Genomic DNA, 22240 nt, shown 5'->3' on the forward strand with positions numbered 1-22240 from the left:
TTGCGCTACCCCTCTGGCGTGTTATCATCAGGGCAGACCGGTTACATCCCCCTAACAAGTAAACCTGTCATTTTTCCGCTGCAGGCATGCTGTCGGTAGCGTGAATTATCCAGGGCACGTTAAAAGAGAAACACTATCATGACGGATAAATTGACCTCCCTTCGTCAGTTCACCACTGTCGTAGCTGACACCGGAGATATCGCGGCAATGAAGCTGTACCAGCCGCAGGATGCCACAACTAACCCTTCTCTGATCCTTAACGCCGCGCAGATCCCTGAGTATCGCAAACTGATTGACGACGCTGTGACCTGGGCGAAAGCACAGAGCAACGACCGCGCGCAGCAGGTTGTGGATGCCACTGATAAACTGGCAGTGAACATCGGTCTGGAGATCCTTAAACTGGTTCCTGGCCGCATCTCTACCGAAGTGGATGCGCGTCTCTCCTACGACACCGAAGCGTCTATCGCGAAAGCCAAACGTCTGATCAAAATGTATAACGATGCGGGTATCAGCAATGACCGTATCCTGATCAAACTGGCTTCTACCTGGCAGGGTATCCGCGCTGCTGAACAGCTGGAAAAAGACGGTATCAACTGTAACCTGACGCTGCTGTTCTCCTTCGCGCAGGCGCGTGCATGTGCGGAAGCGGGCGTATACCTGATTTCTCCGTTCGTGGGTCGTATTCTGGACTGGTACAAAGCCAATACCGACAAGAAAGAGTACGCCGCGTCTGAAGATCCAGGCGTGATTTCCGTGACTGAAATCTACGAATACTACAAACAGCACGGTTATGAGACCGTTGTTATGGGCGCAAGCTTCCGTAACGTCGGCGAAATCATCGAACTGGCTGGCTGTGACCGCCTGACCATCGCACCAGCGCTGCTGAAAGAGCTGGCTGAAAGCGAAGGTACCATCGAGCGTAAACTGTCTTACACCGGTGAAGTGAAAGCGCGTCCAGAGCGTATCACTGAATCCGAGTTCCTGTGGCAGCACAACCAGGATCCAATGGCGGTAGACAAACTGGCTGACGGTATCCGTAAGTTTGCTATTGACCAGGAAAAACTGGAAAAAATGATCGGCGATCTGCTGTAATCATTCTGCGTGACCGGGCTCCCGGTCACGCGACTTCTTTCGTACTCTGTCTGAAATTCCCCTCTGCGTGTATCATTCCCTTTAATCAGTACTTTTTGAATGGAATGGATATGAATACCTTACGCATCGGCTTAGTGTCGATTTCTGACCGCGCCTCAAGCGGTGTTTATCAGGATAAAGGCATCCCTGCTCTTGAAGAGTGGCTGGGTAGCGCGCTGACCACCCCGTTTGAAATCCAGACCCGCCTGATCCCGGACGAACAGCCGATCATCGAGCAGACGTTGTGTGAGCTGGTGGATGAGATGAGCTGCCACCTGGTGCTGACCACCGGCGGAACCGGTCCTGCACGTCGTGATGTGACACCAGATGCTACGCTTGCTATAGCTGACCGTGAAATGCCGGGCTTCGGTGAACAGATGCGCCAGATTAGCCTGCACTTTGTTCCAACGGCGATCCTCTCCCGTCAGGTGGGGGTGATTCGCAAGCAGGCGCTGATCCTGAATCTGCCGGGCCAGCCTAAGTCGATCAAAGAGACGCTGGAAGGGTTAAAAGCGGATGACGGCAGCGTGATCGTCCATGGGATCTTTGCAAGTGTACCGTATTGTATACAGCTGCTGGACGGGCCGTATGTCGAAACCGACGACAAAGTAGTAGCAGCATTTCGTCCTAAAAGCGCACGCCGCGAAACAATCTCCTGAAAATAATCATTATGTGACATTAGCTGAAGCTGCTGTGGTGTGCTAAAAGTTTTACGGTATAGTAATTTTTTCTTTACGATAGCTGTAATAATAATTCCACAACACACGCTAAATGGTTCGCTATGTCACATAACACCCGACCTCTGAATCGACAGGACTACAAAACTCTTACGCTCGCGGCCCTGGGCGGCGCGCTGGAGTTTTACGATTTCATCATCTTTGTTTTCTTTGCCGCTGTGGTGGGGGAGTTGTTCTTCCCGGCGGATATCCCGGAATGGCTGCGTCAGGTGCAAACCTTCGGTATTTTTGCTGCCGGGTATCTGGCGCGTCCTCTTGGTGGGATTGTGATGGCGCACTTTGGCGATCTTGTCGGGCGCAAAAAGATGTTTACCCTCAGTATCCTGCTGATGGCCGTGCCGACGTTGGCCATTGGTCTGCTGCCAACCTACGCCTCGATGGGCATTCTCGCCCCGTTATTGTTGCTGCTGATGCGTATTCTTCAGGGGGCGGCCATCGGCGGTGAAGTGCCGGGGGCGTGGGTGTTTGTCGCGGAGCATGTTCCGGCGCGCCGCATTGGTATCGCCTGCGGAACCTTAACCGCGGGGCTAACGGTGGGGATTTTGCTCGGTTCCGTCGTCGCGACAATTGTGAATACCAGCATGACGCAACAGGCCGTACACGACTGGGGCTGGCGTCTGCCGTTCCTGCTGGGCGGGGCGTTTGGCCTGGTGGCGATGTACCTGCGCCGTTGGCTCCAGGAGACACCGATTTTCCTCGAAATGCAGCAGCGCAAAGCGCTGGCACAAGAGTTGCCCGTTAAAGCCGTCGTGGTGCGTCATAAAAAAGCGGTGGTGGTGTCGATGCTGCTTACCTGGTTGCTCTCGGCAGGCATTGTGGTGGTGATTTTGATGTCGCCGGTCTGGCTGCAAAAGCAGTACGGCTTTGCCCCGGCGGTGACTTTACAGGCGAACAGTATCGCCACGGTTATGCTCTGCTTCGGCTGCCTGGCCGCCGGGCTGGCTGCGGATCGTTTCGGTGCCAGCGTAACCTTTATCGTTGGCAGCCTGTTACTGGCGGGCTCAAGCTGGGCGTTTTACCATCTGGCCGGTAGTCATCCTGAAGTGCTGTTCCTTTTATACGGCGTGGTAGGGCTGTGCGTTGGCGTGGTGGGGGCGGTGCCTTATGTGATGGTTCGGGCCTTCCCGCCAGAAGTCCGCTTCACCGGGATCTCATTCTCATACAATGTTTCATATGCCATCTTCGGTGGACTGACGCCGATTGCGGTTACGGTATTGATGGGCGTGTCACCGCTGGCACCTGCCTGGTATGTGCTGGCGTTGTCGCTGATGGGGCTGGTGTTGGGGATTTGGCTTCGCCAGATGGGAGAATGTCGTGCCCGCGAGGCGGACACGACAGAGGGATCAGTGTTTTTCACCAATCGGTAAAATGGTGCGGTCAAACTGCTCGTTCAGCACTTCACCCATTGCCAGGTAGATAGCGCTTGCGCCGCAAACCAGACCAATCCAGCCTGCAACGTGAACGATGCCTTCGTTGTCCACCAGATGACCAATCGCCAGCAGGGCGAACAGCACGGTCAGGCTCAGGAAGACAAACTGCAGTGCGCGGTTACCCTTGAGGGTGCCGAAGAACATGAACAGGGTGAAGACACCCCACAGGCCCAGGTAAACGCCCAGGAAATGGGCGTTTGCCGCCTCTGCCAGGCCCATTTTAGGCATCAGCAGAATGGCGACCAGGGTCAGCCAGAAGGAACCGTAAGAGGTAAAGGCGGTTAAGCCGAAGGTATTGCCTTTCTTATATTCCAGCAGGCCCGCGAAGATTTGCGCGATACCGCCGTAAAAAATGCCCATCGCCAGGATAATGCCGTCCATCGGGAACATCCCGATGTTGTGCAGGTTCAGCAGAATAGTGGTCATGCCAAAACCCATCAGGCCCAGCGGAGCCGGATTAGCCAACTTAGTGTTGCCCATAAGTCCTCAAAAAAATCATCATTAATATGGTGAAATGGTTAAACCCGCGACAGTACTCCCTGAAGGGGCGCGGCATCATAATGGGCGCAAACGATGCCGTCTATGATCTCGTCAGGGTGAAATTAAAATTTTTTTTATCCTTCCCCCCTTGATGGATGACGTTGCGACCCCATCTTGTAAGCAACCGCAGTGTGTGGACCTGAAAAAAATCAAATCTGGGCAGTTGAAAAAGCACGTTCTGCCCTTATTACAGGTACACAACCACATGTTGACTGAATTTTTAGTGGAGACGTTTAGATGGGTAAAATTATTGGTATCGACCTGGGTACTACCAACTCTTGTGTAGCGATTATGGATGGCACTACTGCACGTGTGCTGGAGAACGCCGAGGGCGATCGCACCACGCCTTCTATCATTGCCTATACCCAGGATGGTGAAACTCTGGTTGGTCAGCCGGCTAAACGTCAGGCAGTGACGAACCCGCAAAACACCCTGTTTGCGATTAAACGCCTGATTGGCCGCCGCTTCCAGGACGAAGAAGTTCAGCGTGACGTTTCTATCATGCCTTACAAAATCATCGCAGCAGATAACGGCGATGCATGGCTTGATGTGAAAGGCACCAAAACAGCACCACCTCAGATCTCTGCAGAAGTGCTGAAAAAAATGAAGAAAACCGCAGAAGATTACCTGGGTGAGCCGGTAACTGAAGCTGTTATCACCGTTCCTGCGTACTTCAACGATGCTCAGCGTCAGGCAACCAAAGATGCTGGCCGTATCGCAGGTCTGGAAGTAAAACGTATCATCAACGAACCAACCGCTGCTGCTCTGGCTTACGGTCTGGATAAAGAAGTTGGCAACCGTACTATCGCGGTTTACGACCTGGGTGGTGGTACCTTCGATATCTCTATTATCGAAATCGACGAAGTAGACGGCGAAAAAACCTTCGAAGTTCTGGCAACCAACGGTGATACGCACCTGGGTGGTGAAGACTTCGATACCCGTCTGATCAACTATCTCGTTGACGAATTTAAGAAAGATCAGGGCATTGACCTGCGTAACGACCCGCTGGCTATGCAGCGCCTGAAAGAAGCCGCTGAGAAAGCGAAGATCGAACTCTCTTCCGCTCAGCAGACCGACGTGAACCTGCCGTACATTACAGCAGACGCGACCGGTCCTAAACACATGAACATCAAAGTGACCCGTGCGAAACTGGAAAGCCTGGTAGAAGACCTGGTGAACCGTTCTATCGAGCCACTGAAAGTTGCACTGCAGGATGCTGGCCTGTCCGTGTCTGATATCAACGACGTTATCCTCGTTGGTGGCCAGACCCGTATGCCAATGGTTCAGAAGAAAGTGGCTGAATTCTTTGGTAAAGAACCACGTAAAGACGTTAACCCGGATGAAGCAGTGGCAATTGGTGCTGCGGTTCAGGGCGGCGTGTTGACCGGTGATGTTAAAGACGTTCTGCTGCTGGACGTTACCCCACTGTCTCTGGGTATCGAGACCATGGGTGGCGTAATGACGGCGCTGATCAGCAAAAACACCACCATCCCAACCAAGCACAGCCAGGTGTTCTCTACCGCTGAAGATAACCAGTCTGCGGTAACCATCCATGTGCTGCAGGGTGAGCGTAAGCGTGCGTCTGATAACAAATCTCTGGGTCAGTTCAACCTGGATGGTATTAACCCGGCACCACGCGGCATGCCGCAGATCGAAGTGACCTTCGATATCGATGCTGACGGTATTCTGCACGTTTCCGCGAAAGACAAAAACAGCGGTAAAGAGCAGAAGATCACCATTAAGGCCTCTTCCGGTCTGAACGAGGAAGAGATCCAGAAAATGGTTCGTGAAGCGGAAGCCAACGCGGAATCTGACCGTAAGTTCGAAGAACTGGTTCAGACCCGTAACCAGGGTGACCATCTGCTGCACAGCACCCGTAAGCAGGTTGAAGAAGCAGGCGATAAACTGCCAGCGGAAGACAAAACTGCTATCGAAGCTGCACTGAGCGCGCTGGAAACGTCTCTGAAAGGCGAAGACAAAGCGGATATCGAAGCGAAGATGCAGGAGCTGGCACAGGCTTCTCAGAAGCTGATGGAAATCGCTCAGCAGCAGCATGCCCAGCAGCAGGCAGGCGCTGACGCTTCAGCGAACAACGCGAAAGACGACGACGTTGTCGACGCTGAGTTCGAAGAAGTTAAAGACAAAAAATAATCGCCCTGATGCAGGGTAATTAATCGGCACGGGCGTAGGAGAACTCTCCACGCCCGTGCTCGCATGTTAAGGGGCTTAAAAAAACCAATGGCAAAGCAAGACTATTACGAGATTTTAGGCGTTCCGAAAACTGCGGAAGAGCGTGAAATCAAAAAGGCGTATAAGCGCCTGGCCATGAAATTCCACCCGGATCGCAACCAGGGTGACAAAGAGGCTGAAGCTAAATTTAAAGAGATCAAAGAAGCCTACGAAGTCCTGACCGATGCACAAAAACGTGCGGCCTATGACCAGTACGGTCACGCAGCCTTTGAACAGGGCGGCATGGGTGGCGGTGGATTCGGTGGCGGCGGCTTTGGCGGCGGCGCTGATTTCAGCGATATCTTTGGCGACGTTTTCGGCGATATCTTCGGTGGTGGCCGCGGTCGTCAACGCGCAGCGCGTGGTTCGGATCTGCGCTACAACATGGAGCTGACGCTGGAAGAGGCCGTTCGCGGTGTCACCAAAGAGATCCGTATCCCGACGCTGGAAGAGTGTGACGTTTGCCATGGCAGCGGTGCGAAAGCGGGTACGCAGCCACAAACCTGTCCAACCTGTCACGGTTCCGGTCAGGTGCAGATGCGTCAGGGCTTTTTCGCCGTTCAGCAGGCATGTCCGCACTGTCATGGTCGTGGGACGCTGATTAAAGATCCATGCACCAAATGCCACGGCCACGGTCGCGTTGAGAAAACCAAAACCCTGTCCGTTAAAATCCCGGCTGGCGTAGATACGGGTGACCGCATCCGTCTGGCAGGTGAAGGCGAAGCAGGTGAGCACGGCGCACCAGCAGGCGATCTGTACGTTCAGGTGCAGGTGAAACAGCACGCTATCTTTGAGCGTGAAGGCAACAACCTCTACTGTGAAGTCCCAATCAACTTTGCTATGGCAGCGCTCGGTGGCGAAATTGAAGTGCCTACACTGGATGGGCGCGTGAACCTGAAAATCCCAGGCGAAACGCAGACCGGTAAGCTGTTCCGCATGCGCGGTAAAGGCGTGAAATCCGTTCGCGGTGGTGCGCAGGGCGACCTGCTGTGCCGCGTGGTGGTTGAAACCCCGGTTGGCCTGAACGACAAGCAGAAACAGCTGTTAAAAGAGCTGCAGGAAAGCTTTGGCGGCCCGACGGGTGAGAAAAACAGCCCACGCTCCAAAAGCTTCTTCGATGGCGTCAAAAAATTCTTCGATGATTTGACCCGCTAAATCGTTAGCTGGTAACTATCCTTTAAAAACCCGGAAGCGATTCCGGGTTTTTTATTTCTTGTTCGAAAGCTCGGTTAAACTGAGTATATATTCAATATTAATCTGTTTTTACCGATTTGTTTGCGCTGATATTATGGTTTTATCGAGGTATTGTTGTAAAAGAGAGAATTAACGTGAAATTACTACACCGTTTTTTTAGCAGTGAAGCATCCGGCGGCGTGATCCTGATTATTGCTGCTGCGGCCGCGATGCTGCTCGCCAACATGGGCATGACGCGCGATCTCTATCACGCATTTCTGGAAACGCCCGTCGAGCTTAAGGTCGGCGCGCTGGAAATTAACAAGAACATGCTGCTGTGGATCAACGATGCGCTGATGGCGGTGTTCTTCCTGCTGGTGGGGCTTGAGGTGAAACGTGAGCTGGTGATGGGCTCGTTAGCCAGCCGCCAGCGTGCAGCGTTTCCGGTGATCGCCGCCATTGGCGGGATGGTTGTTCCGGCGCTGCTCTTCCTCGCGTTTGCCTGGCAGGATCCTGTCGCGCGTGACGGGTGGGCGATCCCGGCGGCAACGGATATCGCGTTTGCGCTTGGCGTTTTAGCGTTGCTCGGGAGCCGGGTTCCGGTTGCACTGAAAATCTTCCTGATGGCGCTGGCGATCATTGATGACCTGGGGGCTATCGTCATTATCGCGCTGTTCTACACCAGCGATCTGTCGATTCTGTCGCTGAGCGTGGCAGCAGGGGCGATTGCCGTTCTGGCGCTGTTGAACATTTTCAATGTCCGTCGCATTGGAATTTACATCCTTGTGGGGATGGTGTTGTGGACGGCGGTGCTGAAATCGGGTGTCCATGCCACGCTGGCCGGGGTGATCGTCGGCTTCTTTGTGCCGCTTAAGCCGCAGGAGGGTAAATCACCGGCCAAACAACTGGAGCATGTGCTGCACCCGTGGGTCGCCTTTATGATCCTGCCGCTGTTTGCGTTTGCCAACGCGGGCGTTTCCCTGGGAGGGGTTACGCTGGAGGGGCTCACTTCCGTGCTGCCGCTGGGTATTATTGCCGGGCTGTTTATTGGTAAACCGCTGGGGATCAGCCTGTTCTGCTGGCTGGCGCTGAAGTTTAAGCTGGCATCGTTGCCGAACGGCACAACATTTGGTCAGATTATGGCGGTCGGCGTGCTGTGCGGTATCGGATTTACCATGTCGATCTTTATCTCGACGCTGGCGTTTGGTGCAAACGCGCCTGAGCTGATTATCTGGGCAAAACTCGCCATTCTTATCGGTTCATTACTGGCCGCAGTTATTGGTTATACCTTATTGAAGGTGAAGTTGTCCGGGCAGGCCGTCCAGGCATAACGGAAAACCGGGAGGAGGTCATTCTTCTCCCGATACACTCAGGGAGAGAAGACGCGATGTCTCATTTGAATTACAACCATCTTTATTACTTCTGGCATGTTTACAAACAAGGCTCGGTGGTCGGGGCGGCAGAAGCTCTTTTTCTGACGCCACAAACTATCACCGGGCAAATCAAAGCTCTGGAAGAACGCCTGCAAGGCAAGCTGTTCAAGCGTAAAGGACGTGGGATAGAGCCAAGCGAGTTGGGTGAACTGGTTTTTCGCTATGCGGACAAGATGTTTACCCTGAGCCAGGAGATGCTGGATATCGTCAACTACCGCAAAGAGTCTAATTTGCTGTTTGACGTGGGCGTGGCGGATGCCCTCTCGAAACGGCTGGTGAGCGGCGTGCTGGATGCGGCGGTGGTTGAAGACGAGCAGATCCATTTGCGCTGTTTTGAATCCACACACGAAATGCTGCTGGAGCAGTTGAGCCAGCATAAGCTGGATATGATTATCTCGGATTGCCCCATCGACTCCACGCAGCAGGAGGGGCTGTTTTCGGTCAAGATTGGTGAATGCGGGGTAAGCTTCTGGTGCATCAACCCGCCTCCGGAAAAACCGTTCCCTGCCTGTCTGGAAGAACGCCGCTTGCTGGTGCCGGGAAGGCGCTCCATGCTGGGGCGTAAGCTGCAGAACTGGTTTAACTCTCAGGGGCTGAACGTGGAGATCCTGGGTGAGTTCGATGATGCAGCACTGATGAAAGCGTTTGGTGAGGCGCACAACGCAATCTTTGTTGCGCCGACGCTGTACATGCACGATCTCTATTCGGATAACAAGATTACCGAGATTGGCAGAGTCGATAACGTCATGGAGGAGTACCACGCCATCTTCGCCGAAAGGATGATTCAACACCCGGCGGTGCAGCGTATCTGTAACCGCGACTACTCGGCGCTGTTTACCCCGCCAGCAAACTGAAGGTATAAAAAAACCCGCGTTAAGCGGGTTCTTTAAACAAGCAACAACAAGCGGCGATTAAGCCAGTTTGTTGATCTGCGCGGTCAGGTTTGCTTTATGACGCGCTGCTTTGTTTTTGTGGATCAGACCTTTAGCAGCCTGACGATCCACGATTGGTTGCATTTCGTTAAATGCGTTCTGCGCTGCAGCTTTGTCGCCAGCTTCGATTGCTGCGTATACTTTCTTGATGAAAGTACGCATCATAGAGCGACGGCTTGCGTTGTGCTTACGAGCCTTTTCAGACTGAACGGCACGTTTCTTAGCTGATTTGATATTAGCCAAGTCCAACTCCCAAATATGATCTATGTGGACAATTCAAAGGCCGAGGAATATGCCCTCTTTGCCTTCTTTTGTCAATGGATTTGTGCAAATAAGCGCCGTTAATTAGCGACGCTACGTTACGTAGTGATGGCGCAGGATTCTACCAGCTTGTCTTTCGTGAATACAGCTTTTCGGCATAAAAATCGCAGTTCCCGGACAGATTTTTTTGCTGTGAAAGGTCAGCATGATGAAATCATTACGGCTTTCTGTTTTGTGCAGACAATCGTCGGTTAACCTTAATCGCTGTACAAGGTATACTTTGGCGATTTTCACTGTTTTGAGCCAGACATGAAGCTGATACGCGGCATACATAATCTCAGCAAAGCCCCCCACGGGTGCGTGCTGACCATTGGTAATTTCGACGGCGTGCATCGTGGGCATCAGGCGCTGTTGCAGGGATTGCGTAAAGAAGGGGAGGCGCGTGGCCTGCCCGTGGTAGTGATGATTTTCGAGCCGCAGCCGCTGGAACTGTTCGCGGGCGATAAATCGCCTGCCCGACTTACTCGCCTGCGCGAGAAGTTGCGCTATCTGGCACAGTCCGGTGTGGACTACGTATTGTGTGTCCGTTTTGATCGTCGTTTTGCCGCGCTGACAGCACAAAATTTCGTCAGCGACCTGTTGGTCAAGCGCCTTGGCGTGCAGTTTCTCGCCGTGGGTGATGATTTCCGCTTTGGCGCTGGTCGTCAGGGCGATTTCTTGCTATTACAGAAGGCTGGCCTGGAATATGGTTTTGACGTCACCAGCGCGATGACCTTTTGCGAAGGTGGCGTGCGCGTCAGCAGTACGGCGGTTCGTCAGGCGCTGGCCAATGATGAACTGGAGACCGCAGAGAATTTGCTGGGGCATCCGTTTACCATTTCTGGTCGTGTGGTTCATGGCGATGCGCTGGGCCGTACGATAGGTTTCCCGACGGCGAATATACCGCTGCGTCGTCAGGTCTCCCCGGTTAAGGGGGTATATGCGGTGGAAGTGGCTGGACTGGGCGAGAAACCTTTTTACGGTGTCGCCAATATTGGCACACGTCCTACGGTCGCCGGTGTGCGACAGCAGCTGGAAGTGCATCTGCTGGACGTTGTAATGGACCTCTACGGTCGCCATATAGATGTCATACTGCGTAAAAAAATACGCAATGAGCAGCGATTTGCCTCGCTGGATGAACTAAAAGCGCAAATCGCGCGAGATGAATTAACGGCCCGCGAGTTTTTTGGGCTTTGAACCCGGCTTAAATGCCTACGTGATAAATACGGAACCGAGAATCTGATGAGTGACTATAAATCAACCCTGAATTTGCCGGAAACAGGGTTCCCGATGCGCGGCGATCTCGCCAAGCGCGAACCGGGAATGCTGGCGCGTTGGACCGATGATGACCTGTACGGCATCATTCGTGCAGCCAAGAAAGGCAAAAAAACCTTCATTCTGCATGATGGCCCTCCATATGCGAATGGCAGCATTCATATTGGTCACTCTGTAAACAAGATTCTGAAAGACATTATCGTGAAGTCCAAAGGACTCGCGGGATATGACTCGCCTTACGTTCCGGGTTGGGATTGCCACGGTCTGCCGATTGAACTGAAAGTTGAGCAGGAGTTTGGTAAGCCGGGTGAGAAATTCACCGCGGCGGAATTCCGTGCGAAATGCCGTGAATACGCGGCCACTCAGGTTGACGGCCAGCGTGCAGACTTTATTCGTCTGGGCGTGCTGGGCGACTGGTCGCATCCGTACCTGACCATGGACTTCAAAACCGAAGCCAACATCATCCGTGCGCTGGGTAAAATCATCGGCAATGGCCACCTGCACAAAGGCGCGAAGCCGGTGCACTGGTGCGTGGACTGCCGTTCTGCGCTGGCAGAAGCAGAAGTTGAGTATTACGACAAAACCTCGCCTTCAATCGACGTGGCCTTCGAAGCGGTCGATCAGGATGCGATCAAAGGTAAATTCGGCCTGCCGGGCGTAAGCGGTTCGATCTCGCTGGTTATCTGGACCACCACCCCATGGACGCTGCCTGCTAACCGTGCAATCTCCCTCTCTGGTGAGTTCGAATATGCACTGGTTCAGATTGACGGTCAGGCGCTGATCCTGGCGAAAGATCTGGTGGAAAGCGTGCTGAAACGCGCGAACATCACCGACTACACCGTGCTGGGCACCGTGAAGGGCGACGCGCTGGAGCTGATGCGCTTCAAACACCCGTTCCTGGACTTCGACGTTCCGGCGATCCTGGGCGACCACGTGACGCTGGAAGCCGGTACCGGTGCAGTACATACCGCCGGTGGTCACGGTCCTGACGACTACAACATCAGCCTGAAATACGGTCTGGAAATCGCGAACCCGGTTGGTCCGGACGGATCATACCTGCCTGGTACGTATCCATCGCTGGACGGTATCAACGTCTTCAAAGCGAACGACATCATTGTGGAGATGCTGCGTGAGCGCGGCGCGCTGTTGCACGTTGAGAAAATGCAGCACAGCTACCCGTGCTGCTGGCGTCACAAGACGCCGATCATCTTCCGTGCGACCCCACAGTGGTTCGTCAGCATGGATCAGAAAGGCCTGCGCGAGCAGTCTCTGAAAGAGATCAAAGGCGTGCAGTGGATCCCGGACTGGGGCCAGGCGCGTATTGAATCCATGGTGGCTAACCGTCCTGACTGGTGTATCTCCCGTCAGCGTACCTGGGGCGTGCCGATGTCGCTGTTCGTGCATAAAGAGACGCACGAACTGCACCCGAACACGCTGGAACTGATGGAAGAAGTGGCGAAGCGTGTTGAAGTTGATGGCATTCAGGCGTGGTGGGATCTCGACGCCCGCGATATCCTGGGCGCTGACGCGGACAACTACGAGAAAGTGCCAGATACCCTGGACGTGTGGTTCGACTCCGGGTCTACTCACGCCTCCGTGGTTGACGTGCGTCCTGAGTTTGCCGGTCACGCTGCTGATATGTATCTGGAAGGTTCTGACCAACACCGTGGCTGGTTCATGTCATCCCTGATGATCTCCACCGCCATGAAAGGTAAAGCACCTTACCGTCAGGTACTGACCCACGGTTTCACCGTCGATGGTCAGGGCCGTAAGATGTCCAAATCTATCGGTAATACCGTTTCTCCGCAGGACGTGATGAACAAACTGGGCGCAGACATTCTGCGTCTGTGGGTGGCATCTACCGACTATACCGGCGAAATGGCGGTATCAGATGAGATCCTGAAACGTGCTGCCGACAGCTATCGTCGTATCCGTAACACCGCGCGCTTCCTGCTGGCGAACCTGAATGGTTTCGATCCGGCAAAAGACATGGTGAAACCGGAAGAGATGGTGGTGCTGGATCGCTGGGCGGTGGGCTGTGCGAAAGCGGCGCAGGAAGATATCGTTAAGGCATATGAGTCTTACGATTTCCATGAAGTGGTGCAGCGCCTGATGCGCTTCTGCTCCATCGAGATGGGCTCGTTCTACCTCGACATCATCAAAGATCGCCAGTACACCGCGAAAGCGGACAGCGTGGCGCGTCGTAGCTGCCAGACTGCGCTGTATCACATCGCAGAAGCACTGGTGCGCTGGATGGCGCCAATTATGTCCTTCACCGCGGATGAAATCTGGGGCTACCTGCCAGGTGAGCGTGAGAAGTATGTCTTCACCGGCGAGTGGTATGAAGGTCTGTTCGATCTCTCCACTACCGAAGCGATGAACGATGCCTTCTGGGACGAGCTGCTGAAAGTGCGTGGCGAAGTGAACAAGGTCATTGAACAGGCGCGTGCTGACAAGAAAGTCGGTGGTTCTCTGGAAGCGGCAGTGACCCTGTACGCAGAACCTGAGCTGGCGGCCAAACTGACGGCGCTGGGCGATGAATTACGATTTGTCCTGTTGACCTCCGGTGCGAAAGTTGCGGATTATGCCGACGCTTCTGCTGATGCTCAGCAGAGCGAACTGCTTAAAGGACTAAAAGTCGCACTGAGCAAAGCCGAAGGTGAGAAGTGCCCGCGCTGCTGGCACTACACCACCGATGTCGGCCAGGTGGCGGAACACGCAGACATCTGCGGACGCTGTGTAAGCAACGTCGCCGGTGACGGCGAAAAACGTAAGTTTGCCTGATGAGTAAAACTCTCTGTTCAACAGGACTGCGCTGGCTGTGGCTGGTTGTGGTGGTGCTGATTATTGATCTGGGCAGCAAGTTCCTGATCCTTCAGAACTTTGCTCTGGGGGATACGGTTCCGCTGTTCCCGTCGCTTAACCTGCACTATGCGCGTAACTACGGTGCAGCGTTTAGCTTCCTTGCTGACAGCGGTGGCTGGCAGCGCTGGTTCTTTGCGGGTATTGCTATCGGTATCTGTGTGGTGCTGGCGGTGCTGATGTACCGTTCGAAAGCGACGCAAAAGCTGAATAACATCGCCTATGCGCTGATCATTGGTGGCGCGTTAGGTAACCTGTTCGATCGCCTGTGGCATGGCTTTGTGGTCGATATGATCGACTTCTACGTTGGCGACTGGCACTTTGCGACCTTTAACCTAGCCGATAGCGCAATTTGTATCGGTGCGGCGTTAATCGTGCTGGAAGGTTTCTTGCCGAAACCCGCCGCGAAAGAGCAGGCTTAATTGTAAATGCCGGGTGGCGCTGCGCTTACCCGGCCTACAGAATTTGTGGCCTCCCGTAGGCCCGGTAAGCGCAGCGCCACCGGGCAACAGGTGACCCAAAACAAGCGAGCAATTTGCATGTCTAAATCCGTACAAAGCAATAGCGCGGTTCTCGTTCACTTCACGCTGAAACTGGATGACGGCTCAACGGCCGAATCCACCCGCAATAACGGCAAACCAGCCCTGTTTCGTCTTGGCGATACGTCGTTATCTGAAGGTCTGGAGCAGCAGCTTCTGGGTCTGAAAGAGGGGGAGAAGAAGGCGTTTTCGCTGGAGCCGGATGCGGCGTTTGGCGTGCCAAGCCCGGATCTTATCCAGTACTTCTCTCGTCGTGAGTTTATGGATGCGGGCGAACCGGAAATCGGGGCGATTATGCTCTTTACCGCTATGGATGGCAGCGAAATGCCTGGCGTGATCCGCGAAATCAACGGCGACTCCATCACCGTAGATTTCAACCATCCGCTTGCCGGGCGCACCGTCCATTTTGATATTGAAGTGCTGGAGATCGATCCGGTACTGGAGGCCTGAAATGCAGATCCTGTTGGCTAACCCGCGCGGCTTCTGCGCCGGTGTAGACCGCGCTATCAGCATTGTTGAAAACGCGCTGGAGATTTACGGCGCGCCGATTTACGTGCGTCACGAAGTTGTACATAACCGTTACGTGGTCGACAGCCTGCGTGAACGCGGTGCAATCTTCATTGAGCAGATCAGCGAAGTGCCGGACGGCGCGATCCTGATTTTCTCCGCACACGGTGTCTCCCAGGCGGTACGTAACGAAGCGAAAAGCCGTGATTTAACGGTGTTCGACGCCACCTGTCCGTTGGTAACCAAAGTGCATATGGAAGTGGCGCGCGCCAGCCGTCGCGGTGAAGAGTCGATCCTGATTGGTCATGCGGGTCATCCGGAAGTCGAAGGCACTATGGGCCAGTACAGCAACCCGGAAGGGGGGATGTATCTGGTGGAGTCGCCGGAAGATGTTCTGACGCTGAACGTGAAAAACGAAGCCCGTCTGTCGTTCATGACGCAGACCACGCTTTCAGTTGATGATACGTCGGATGTGATTGACGCATTGCGCCAGCGTTTTCCGAAAATCGTCGGGCCGCGTAAAGATGATATCTGCTACGCAACCACTAACCGCCAGGAAGCGGTGCGTGCGCTGGCTGAACAGGCGGACGTGGTGCTGGTGGTCGGCTCGAAAAACTCCTCTAACTCCAACCGTCTGGCCGAACTGGCGCAGCGCATGGGCAAGGCGGCGTTTCTGATTGACGACGCGACGGACATTCAGGAAGCGTGGGTGAAAAACGCGGCCTGTGTCGGTGTCACCGCAGGGGCTTCCGCACCGGATATCCTGGTGCAGAACGTGATCACCCGTCTGCAGGAACTGGGTGGTGGTGAAGCCGTTCCGCTGGAAGGCCGCGAAGAAAACATCGTCTTCGAAGTCCCGAAAGAGCTGCGTATTGATGCACGCGAAGTGGAATAATCCTTCTTCTGAGGAAAGGCCAGCACCTCCTGTGCTGGCCTTTTTTTTATCTGCTACTTTATCGTGACGACAAAATCATGTCTTTTACTGATATTTGAGTCCGTTTCACGTTAAATTCTAATTATCGGTGTTTTCAGTTGGCAGGCCTGACAAAGGCTGGTTAATCTGAAAACGGTTTACATCATTTTAACGTAAGAGAATAACTATGCATGATGCACAGATCCGTGTCGCTATTGCGGGCGCGGGTGGACGTATGGGTCGCCAGCTCATTCAGGCGGCACTTCAGATGGATGGCGTAGCGCTGGGCGCAGCACTGGAACGTGAAGGTTCATCGCTTCTTGGGGCCGATGCCGGTGAACTGGCAGGCGCGGGCAAGACGGGCGTTACCGTTCAAAGCAGCCTTGATGCGGTGAAAGATGATTTTGATGTGTTTATCGATTTCACCCGGCCAGAAGGCACGCTGACCCATCTGGCATTTTGCCGTCAGCACGGCAAAGGCATGGTGATTGGCACCACCGGGTTTGATGAAGCCGGTAAACAAGCCATTCAGGATGCGTCACATGAGATTGCTATTGTCTTCGCCGCTAACTTTAGCGTGGGCGTCAACGTTATGCTTAAGCTGCTGGAGAAGGCCGCAAAAGTGATGGGCGATTATACCGACATTGAGATTGTCGAAGCTCACCACCGTTACAAAGTCGATGCTCCCTCCGGCACGGCGCTGGCAATGGGCGAAGCGATTGCGCATGCACTGGATAAAGATTTAAAAGACTGCGCGGTATATACCCGCGAAGGCCATACGGGCGAACGCGTCCCGGGAACGATTGGCTTCGCAACCGTGCGAGCGGGTGACATCGTCGGGGAACATACTGCGATGTTCGCCGATATTGGAGAACGTGTAGAGATCACGCATAAAGCATCCAGCCGCATGACATTTGCGAATGGTGCCGTTCGCTCTGCTTTGTGGCTGAAAGGCAAAGAAAATGGTCTTTTTGATATGCGTGATGTGCTCGATCTCAACAAATTGTAAGAGATATTACCCATCGTGATGTGGTTATTGCAGTCGTAACTTTTTGATTGCATAGGGCAATAATTTATTGCCCTTTTATTTTATCCATTCCATGTTTATTTTTGTCTTTTTTTGCTAAAAGTAGATGTTATCCCGCCATTTTGTGTTGCTGTTATGTAAATTTTGACCGTTTGGTCCACTTTTTATTATCTGCGTACCAGAAATTCCAATAAACTTGCCACGCAAGCGTTTTCTGTCGTGATTTACCTGATCTTTTTGCCGCTTAACATCTTTTCAGACCGCCAGGCTTGCAAAAGGATAATTAAAATATCCGTTTTGAGTTGACTTTTACCTGGCAAATCTCCAGAATGCCGCCGTTTGCCAAAAATCCGCTGGCAACACATTTGCATTGATTTATGACATGGTTGTGAATTAATATGCAAATAAAGTGAGTGAATATTCTCTGGAGGGTGTTTTGATTAAGTCAGCGCTATTGGTTCTGGAAGACGGAACCCAGTTTATCGGTCGGGCCATAGGGGCAACGGGTTCGGCGGTTGGGGAAGTCGTTTTCAATACTTCAATGACCGGTTATCAAGAAATCCTCACTGATCCTTCCTATTCTCGCCAAATCGTTACTCTTACTTATCCTCATATCGGCAATGTCGGCACCAATGCTGCTGACGAAGAATCTTCTCAGGTACATGCGCAAGGCCTGGTCATTCGCGACCTGCCGCTGATTGCCAGCAACTTCCGCAATACCGAAGACCTCTCTTCCTACCTGAAGCGCCATAACATTGTGGCGATTGCCGATATCGATACCCGTAAGTTAACGCGTCTGCTGCGCGAGAAGGGTGCACAGAACGGCTGCATCATCGCAGGGGACAACCTCGATGCGGCGCTGGCGCTGGAAAAAGCGAAAGCCTTCCCGGGCCTGAATGGCATGGACCTGGCGAAAGAAGTGACGACCACTGAAGCATACAGCTGGACGCAAGGTAGCTGGACGCTGTCAGATGACCTGCCGGAAGCGAAAAAAGAGAGCGAGCTGCCGTTCCACGTGGTCGCCTACGATTTCGGCGCCAAGCGCAATATCCTGCGCATGCTGGTTGATCGCGGCTGCCGTCTGACGGTGGTGCCGGCGAAAACCTCTGCCGAAGACGTACTGAAGATGAACCCGGATGGCATCTTCCTCTCTAACGGTCCTGGCGACCCGGCACCGTGCGATTACGCTATCGATGCCATCAAGTCCTTCCTCGAAACCGATATTCCGGTATTCGGCATCTGCCTCGGCCATCAGCTGCTGGCGCTGGCGAGCGGGGCGAACACCATTAAGATGAAGTTCGGTCACCACGGTGGTAACCACCCGGTGAAAGACATCGACAACAACACGGTGATGATTACGGCACAGAACCACGGCTTCGCAGTAGACGAAGCGTCAATGCCGGCTAATCTGCGCGTGACGCACAAATCCCTGTTCGATGGCACCCTGCAGGGGATCCATCGTACCGATAAGCCAGCGTTCAGCTTCCAGGGACACCCGGAAGCCAGCCCGGGGCCGCACGATGCCGCACCGCTGTTCGATCACTTCATCGAACTTATCGAGCAATACCGTAAGACCGCTAAATAATCAGGAGCCGAGAAGACCATGCCAAAACGTACAGACATAAAAAGCATCCTGATCCTTGGCGCTGGCCCGATTGTTATCGGTCAGGCCTGTGAATTTGACTACTCCGGTGCACAGGCGTGTAAAGCCTTGCGCGAAGAGGGTTACCGCGTCATCCTGGTGAACTCTAACCCGGCGACCATCATGACCGACCCGGAAATGGCGGATGCAACCTACATCGAGCCGATTCACTGGGAAGTGGTACGTAAAATCATCGAGAAAGAGCGTCCGGATGCAGTTCTGCCGACCATGGGTGGCCAGACTGCACTGAACTGCGCGCTGGAGCTGGAGCGTCAGGGCGTGCTGGAAGAGTTCGGCGTGACCATGATTGGTGCGACCGCCGATGCGATTGATAAAGCAGAAGACCGTCGTCGCTTCGACGTGGCGATGAAAAAAATCGGCCTCGACACCGCGCGTTCCGGTATCGCTCACAACATGGAAGAGGCGCTGGCCGTTGCGGCTGAAGTGGGTTATCCGTGCATTATCCGTCCTTCCTTCACCATGGGCGGCACCGGCGGCGGTATCGCCTACAACCGCGAAGAGTTTGAAGAGATTTGCGAGCGCGGCCTGGATCTCTCCCCAACCAAAGAGCTGCTGATTGATGAATCGCTGATTGGCTGGAAAGAGTACGAGATGGAAGTGGTGCGTGATAAAAACGACAACTGCATCATCGTCTGCTCCATCGAAAACTTCGATGCGATGGGTATCCACACCGGCGACTCCATTACCGTTGCGCCAGCGCAAACGCTGACCGACAAAGAGTACCAAATCATGCGTAACGCCTCGATGGCGGTACTGCGTGAAATCGGCGTCGAAACCGGTGGTTCTAACGTGCAGTTCTCGGTGAACCCGAAAACCGGCCGTCTGATTGTTATCGAAATGAACCCGCGCGTGTCCCGCTCCTCCGCGCTGGCCTCTAAAGCGACCGGCTTCCCGATTGCGAAGGTGGCGGCGAAACTGGCGGTCGGTTACACCCTTGACGAGCTGATGAACGACATCACCGGGGGCCGCACGCCTGCGTCCTTCGAACCGTCTATCGACTACGTTGTGACCAAAATTCCACGCTTCAACTTCGAGAAATTTGCTGGCGCGAACGACCGTCTGACCACCCAGATGAAATCTGTGGGTGAAGTGATGGCGATTGGCCGCACGCAGCAGGAATCCCTGCAGAAAGCGCTGCGCGGCCTCGAAGTGGGCGCGACCGGCTTCGATCCGAAAGTGAGCCTGGACGACCCGGAAGCACTGACCAAAATCCGCCGCGAGCTGAAAGACGCGGGCGCAGAGCGTATCTGGTATATCGCCGACGCCTTCCGCGCAGGCTTGTCCGTGGACGGCGTGTTCAACCTGACCAACATCGACCGCTGGTTCCTGGTGCAAATTGAAGAGCTGGTGCGTCTGGAAGAGAAAGTGGCGGAGCTGGGCATCAATGGCCTGGACGCTGACTTCCTGCGCATGCTGAAACGCAAAGGCTTTGCCGACGCGCGTCTGGCAAAACTGGCCGGCGTGCGTGAAGCGGAAATCCGCAAGCTGCGCGACCAGTATGACCTGCACCCGGTCTACAAGCGTGTTGATACCTGTGCGGCAGAGTTCGCGACCGATACGGCTTACATGTACTCCACGTATGAAGACGAGTGTGAAGCGAATCCGTCCGTTGACCGCGACAAAATCATGGTACTGGGCGGTGGCCCAAACCGTATCGGCCAGGGCATCGAGTTTGACTACTGCTGCGTACACGCCTCTCTGGCGCTGCGCGAAGACGGTTACGAGACCATCATGGTCAACTGTAACCCGGAAACGGTCTCTACCGACTATGACACCTCTGACCGTCTCTACTTCGAACCGGTAACTCTGGAAGACGTGCTGGAAATCGTGCGCATCGAGAAGCCAAAAGGCGTGATCGTGCAGTACGGCGGCCAGACCCCGCTGAAACTGGCGCGCGCGCTGGAAGCCGCAGGTGTGCCGGTTATCGGTACCAGCCCGGATGCCATTGACCGTGCAGAAGACCGCGAGCGTTTCCAGCAGGCGGTTGACCGTCTGAAGCTGAAACAGCCGGCAAACGCCACTGTGACTGCGATTGAACAAGCGGTTGAGAAGGCGAAAGAGATTGGCTACCCGCTGGTGGTGCGTCCTTCTTACGTGCTGGGCGGCCGCGCGATGGAAATCGTCTACGATGAAGCTGACCTGCGTCGTTACTTCCAGACGGCAGTCAGCGTGTCCAACGATGCGCCAGTGCTGCTGGATCGCTTCCTCGACGATGCGGTTGAAGTGGATGTGGATGCTATCTGTGACGGCGAAATGGTGCTGATTGGCGGCATCATGGAGCACATCGAGCAGGCGGGCGTGCACTCAGGCGACTCCGCCTGTTCTCTGCCAGCGTACACCCTGAGCCAGGAAATTCAGGACGTGATGCGTCAGCAGGTGCAGAAACTGGCCTTCGAACTGCAGGTTCGTGGTCTGATGAACGTCCAGTTCGCCGTGAAAGACAACGAAGTCTACCTGATTGAAGTGAACCCGCGTGCGGCACGTACCGTACCGTTCGTCTCTAAAGCGACCGGTATTCCGCTGGCAAAAGTGGCGGCGCGCGTGATGGCTGGCCAGACGCTGGCACAGCAGGGCGTCACAAAAGAGATTATCCCGCCGTACTACTCGGTGAAAGAGGTGGTGCTGCCGTTCAACAAATTCCCGGGCGTTGACCCGCTGTTAGGGCCAGAGATGCGCTCTACCGGGGAAGTGATGGGCGTGGGCCGCACCTTTGCAGAAGCGTTTGCTAAAGCGCAACTGGGCAGCAACTCCACCATGAAGAAATCTGGCCGTGCGCTGCTCTCTGTTCGCGAAGGCGATAAAGAGCGCGTGGTTGACCTGGCTGCCAAGCTGCTGAAACAGGGCTTCGAGCTGGATGCAACCCACGGTACGGCGATTGTGCTGGGTGAAGCGGGAATCAACCCGCGTCTGGTGAACAAAGTGCATGAAGGTCGTCCGCACATTCAGGATCGCATCAAGAATGGCGAATACACCTATATCATCAACACCACTGCGGGCCGCCAGGCGATTGAAGACTCCAAGCTGATTCGCCGCAGCGCGCTGCAGTACAAAGTGCATTACGACACCACCCTGAACGGCGGTTTCGCAACAGCCATGGCGCTGAACGCGGATGCCACCGAGAAGGTGATTTCGGTCCAGGAAATGCACGCCCAGATTAACAAGTAAGACAAATTGCCCGGTACCGTTCGGCTACCGGGCATTCTTCCCCTCTTCAGAACCTTCTGGTTTTCCATCCGCATTCAGTCAGTTAGCCTAAAATGGTTAGGTCGATAATGAAATTCAACTGAGAGCAGGGGAAAACACCATGCAAAATAAACTACTGATCGCTTCCGTTCTGGCTGCCACTGCAATGTTCACCGTAGCGGGGTGTTCGTCTAATCAGGCGGTAAAAACCACCGATGGCCGCACCATCATTACGGACGGCAAACCGCAGGTGGATGACGATACCGGTCTGGTGTCGTATAAAAACGCGGAAACTGGTCAAACCGAGCAGATTAACCGTGACCAGGTTAAATCCATGGGTGAACTGGATAATTAAAAAAAGCAGTG

General features: G+C 54.2%; 18 protein-coding genes and 1 pseudogene. 17 read left to right on the forward strand and 2 right to left on the reverse strand.

Annotated elements, in window-relative coordinates:
- The first annotated feature begins 138 nt into the window (after positions 1 to 138).
- From tal to ACQG19_RS03375, 3 genes are all read left to right on the forward strand, one after another.
- A complete protein-coding gene (tal, locus tag ACQG19_RS03365) occupies positions 139 to 1092 on the forward strand; it encodes a transaldolase (protein ID WP_013095515.1) in 954 nt (317 codons plus the stop codon).
- A 110-nt stretch (positions 1093 to 1202) separates the two neighbouring features.
- Positions 1203 to 1790: a molybdopterin adenylyltransferase gene (mog, locus tag ACQG19_RS03370; RefSeq protein ID WP_013095516.1), complete on the forward strand. Its 588-nt coding sequence runs from the start codon at positions 1203 to 1205 to the stop codon at positions 1788 to 1790.
- Positions 1791 to 1912: 122 nt separating this feature from the next.
- Complete coding sequence (locus ACQG19_RS03375) at positions 1913 to 3235, forward strand: MFS transporter (RefSeq protein WP_013095517.1); 1323 nt, start codon at positions 1913 to 1915, stop codon at positions 3233 to 3235.
- Here the strand turns inward: ACQG19_RS03375 and satP are convergent.
- Entirely contained in the window at positions 3212 to 3778 is a 567-nt protein-coding gene (satP, locus tag ACQG19_RS03380) for an acetate uptake transporter (RefSeq protein WP_013095518.1), read from the reverse strand. The two genes, ACQG19_RS03375 and satP, sit on opposite strands and share 24 nt — an antisense overlap.
- 297 nt (positions 3779 to 4075) lie before the next feature.
- Between satP and dnaK the strand changes: the two genes are divergently transcribed.
- The 4 genes from dnaK to nhaR all read left to right on the forward strand — a co-directional run bounded on the left by dnaK (position 4076) and on the right by nhaR (position 9527).
- Entirely contained in the window at positions 4076 to 5989 is a 1914-nt protein-coding gene (gene dnaK / locus ACQG19_RS03385) for a molecular chaperone DnaK (RefSeq protein ID WP_013095521.1), read from the forward strand.
- 87 nt (positions 5990 to 6076) lie between these two features.
- Positions 6077 to 7222 carry a molecular chaperone DnaJ gene (gene dnaJ, locus ACQG19_RS03390; RefSeq protein ID WP_095440279.1) on the forward strand — a complete coding sequence of 382 codons (1146 nt, stop codon included), beginning with the start codon at positions 6077 to 6079 and terminating at the stop codon, positions 7220 to 7222.
- 173 nt (positions 7223 to 7395) lie between these two features.
- Positions 7396 to 8571: a Na+/H+ antiporter NhaA gene (gene nhaA, locus ACQG19_RS03395; protein WP_038981162.1), complete on the forward strand. Its 1176-nt coding sequence runs from the start codon at positions 7396 to 7398 to the stop codon at positions 8569 to 8571.
- Positions 8572 to 8627: 56 nt separating this feature from the next.
- A complete protein-coding gene (gene nhaR, locus ACQG19_RS03400) occupies positions 8628 to 9527 on the forward strand; it encodes a transcriptional activator NhaR (RefSeq protein ID WP_020688469.1) in 900 nt (299 codons plus the stop codon).
- A 57-nt stretch (positions 9528 to 9584) separates the two neighbouring features.
- Here the strand turns inward: nhaR and rpsT are convergent, their stop codons facing one another.
- The gene (gene rpsT / locus ACQG19_RS03405) at positions 9585 to 9848 is read right to left on the reverse strand and encodes a 30S ribosomal protein S20 (protein WP_003856458.1); all 264 of its coding nucleotides are present in this window, start codon (positions 9846 to 9848) and stop codon (positions 9585 to 9587) included.
- A gap of 101 nt (positions 9849 to 9949) precedes the next feature.
- On the opposite strand from rpsT, the pseudogene ACQG19_RS03410 reads away from it, so the two are divergent.
- The 10 genes and pseudogenes from ACQG19_RS03410 to ACQG19_RS03455 all read left to right on the forward strand — a co-directional run bounded on the left by ACQG19_RS03410 (position 9950) and on the right by ACQG19_RS03455 (position 22229).
- A pseudogene (locus ACQG19_RS03410) lies at positions 9950 to 10168 on the forward strand (DUF2575 domain-containing protein).
- Positions 10169 to 10175: 7 nt separating this feature from the next.
- Positions 10176 to 11102, forward strand: coding sequence for a bifunctional riboflavin kinase/FAD synthetase (gene ribF / locus ACQG19_RS03415; RefSeq protein WP_020688470.1), 927 nt, complete (start codon positions 10176 to 10178; stop codon positions 11100 to 11102).
- 45 nt (positions 11103 to 11147) lie between these two features.
- Positions 11148 to 13964 (forward strand): isoleucine--tRNA ligase, encoded by a 2817-nt coding sequence (gene ileS, locus ACQG19_RS03420; protein ID WP_246932360.1) that lies wholly within the window; start codon positions 11148 to 11150, stop codon positions 13962 to 13964.
- Positions 13964 to 14464: a signal peptidase II gene (gene lspA, locus ACQG19_RS03425; protein WP_013095527.1), complete on the forward strand. Its 501-nt coding sequence runs from the start codon at positions 13964 to 13966 to the stop codon at positions 14462 to 14464. Before ileS ends, lspA begins: the two co-directional genes overlap by 1 nt.
- Before the next feature lie 117 nt (positions 14465 to 14581).
- Entirely contained in the window at positions 14582 to 15031 is a 450-nt protein-coding gene (fkpB, locus tag ACQG19_RS03430) for an FKBP-type peptidyl-prolyl cis-trans isomerase (protein ID WP_013095528.1), read from the forward strand.
- A gap of 1 nt (position 15032) precedes the next feature.
- A complete protein-coding gene (gene ispH / locus ACQG19_RS03435) occupies positions 15033 to 15983 on the forward strand; it encodes a 4-hydroxy-3-methylbut-2-enyl diphosphate reductase (protein ID WP_013095529.1) in 951 nt (316 codons plus the stop codon).
- 205 nt (positions 15984 to 16188) lie between these two features.
- Positions 16189 to 17010, forward strand: coding sequence for a 4-hydroxy-tetrahydrodipicolinate reductase (gene dapB, locus ACQG19_RS03440; RefSeq protein ID WP_062729709.1), 822 nt, complete (start codon positions 16189 to 16191; stop codon positions 17008 to 17010).
- Positions 17011 to 17464: 454 nt separating this feature from the next.
- Entirely contained in the window at positions 17465 to 18613 is a 1149-nt protein-coding gene (gene carA / locus ACQG19_RS03445) for a glutamine-hydrolyzing carbamoyl-phosphate synthase small subunit (RefSeq protein ID WP_023620045.1), read from the forward strand.
- 18 nt (positions 18614 to 18631) lie between these two features.
- A complete protein-coding gene (gene carB / locus ACQG19_RS03450) occupies positions 18632 to 21856 on the forward strand; it encodes a carbamoyl-phosphate synthase large subunit (RefSeq protein WP_013095532.1) in 3225 nt (1074 codons plus the stop codon).
- Between the two features lie 139 nt (positions 21857 to 21995).
- The gene (locus ACQG19_RS03455) at positions 21996 to 22229 is read left to right on the forward strand and encodes a YgdI/YgdR family lipoprotein (protein WP_013095533.1); all 234 of its coding nucleotides are present in this window, start codon (positions 21996 to 21998) and stop codon (positions 22227 to 22229) included.
- Positions 22230 to 22240 lie beyond the last annotated feature (11 nt).

It is taken from the genome of Enterobacter cloacae complex sp. 277I4 (assembly GCF_050031465.1).
GTDB lineage: Bacteria > Pseudomonadota > Gammaproteobacteria > Enterobacterales > Enterobacteriaceae > Enterobacter > Enterobacter cloacae.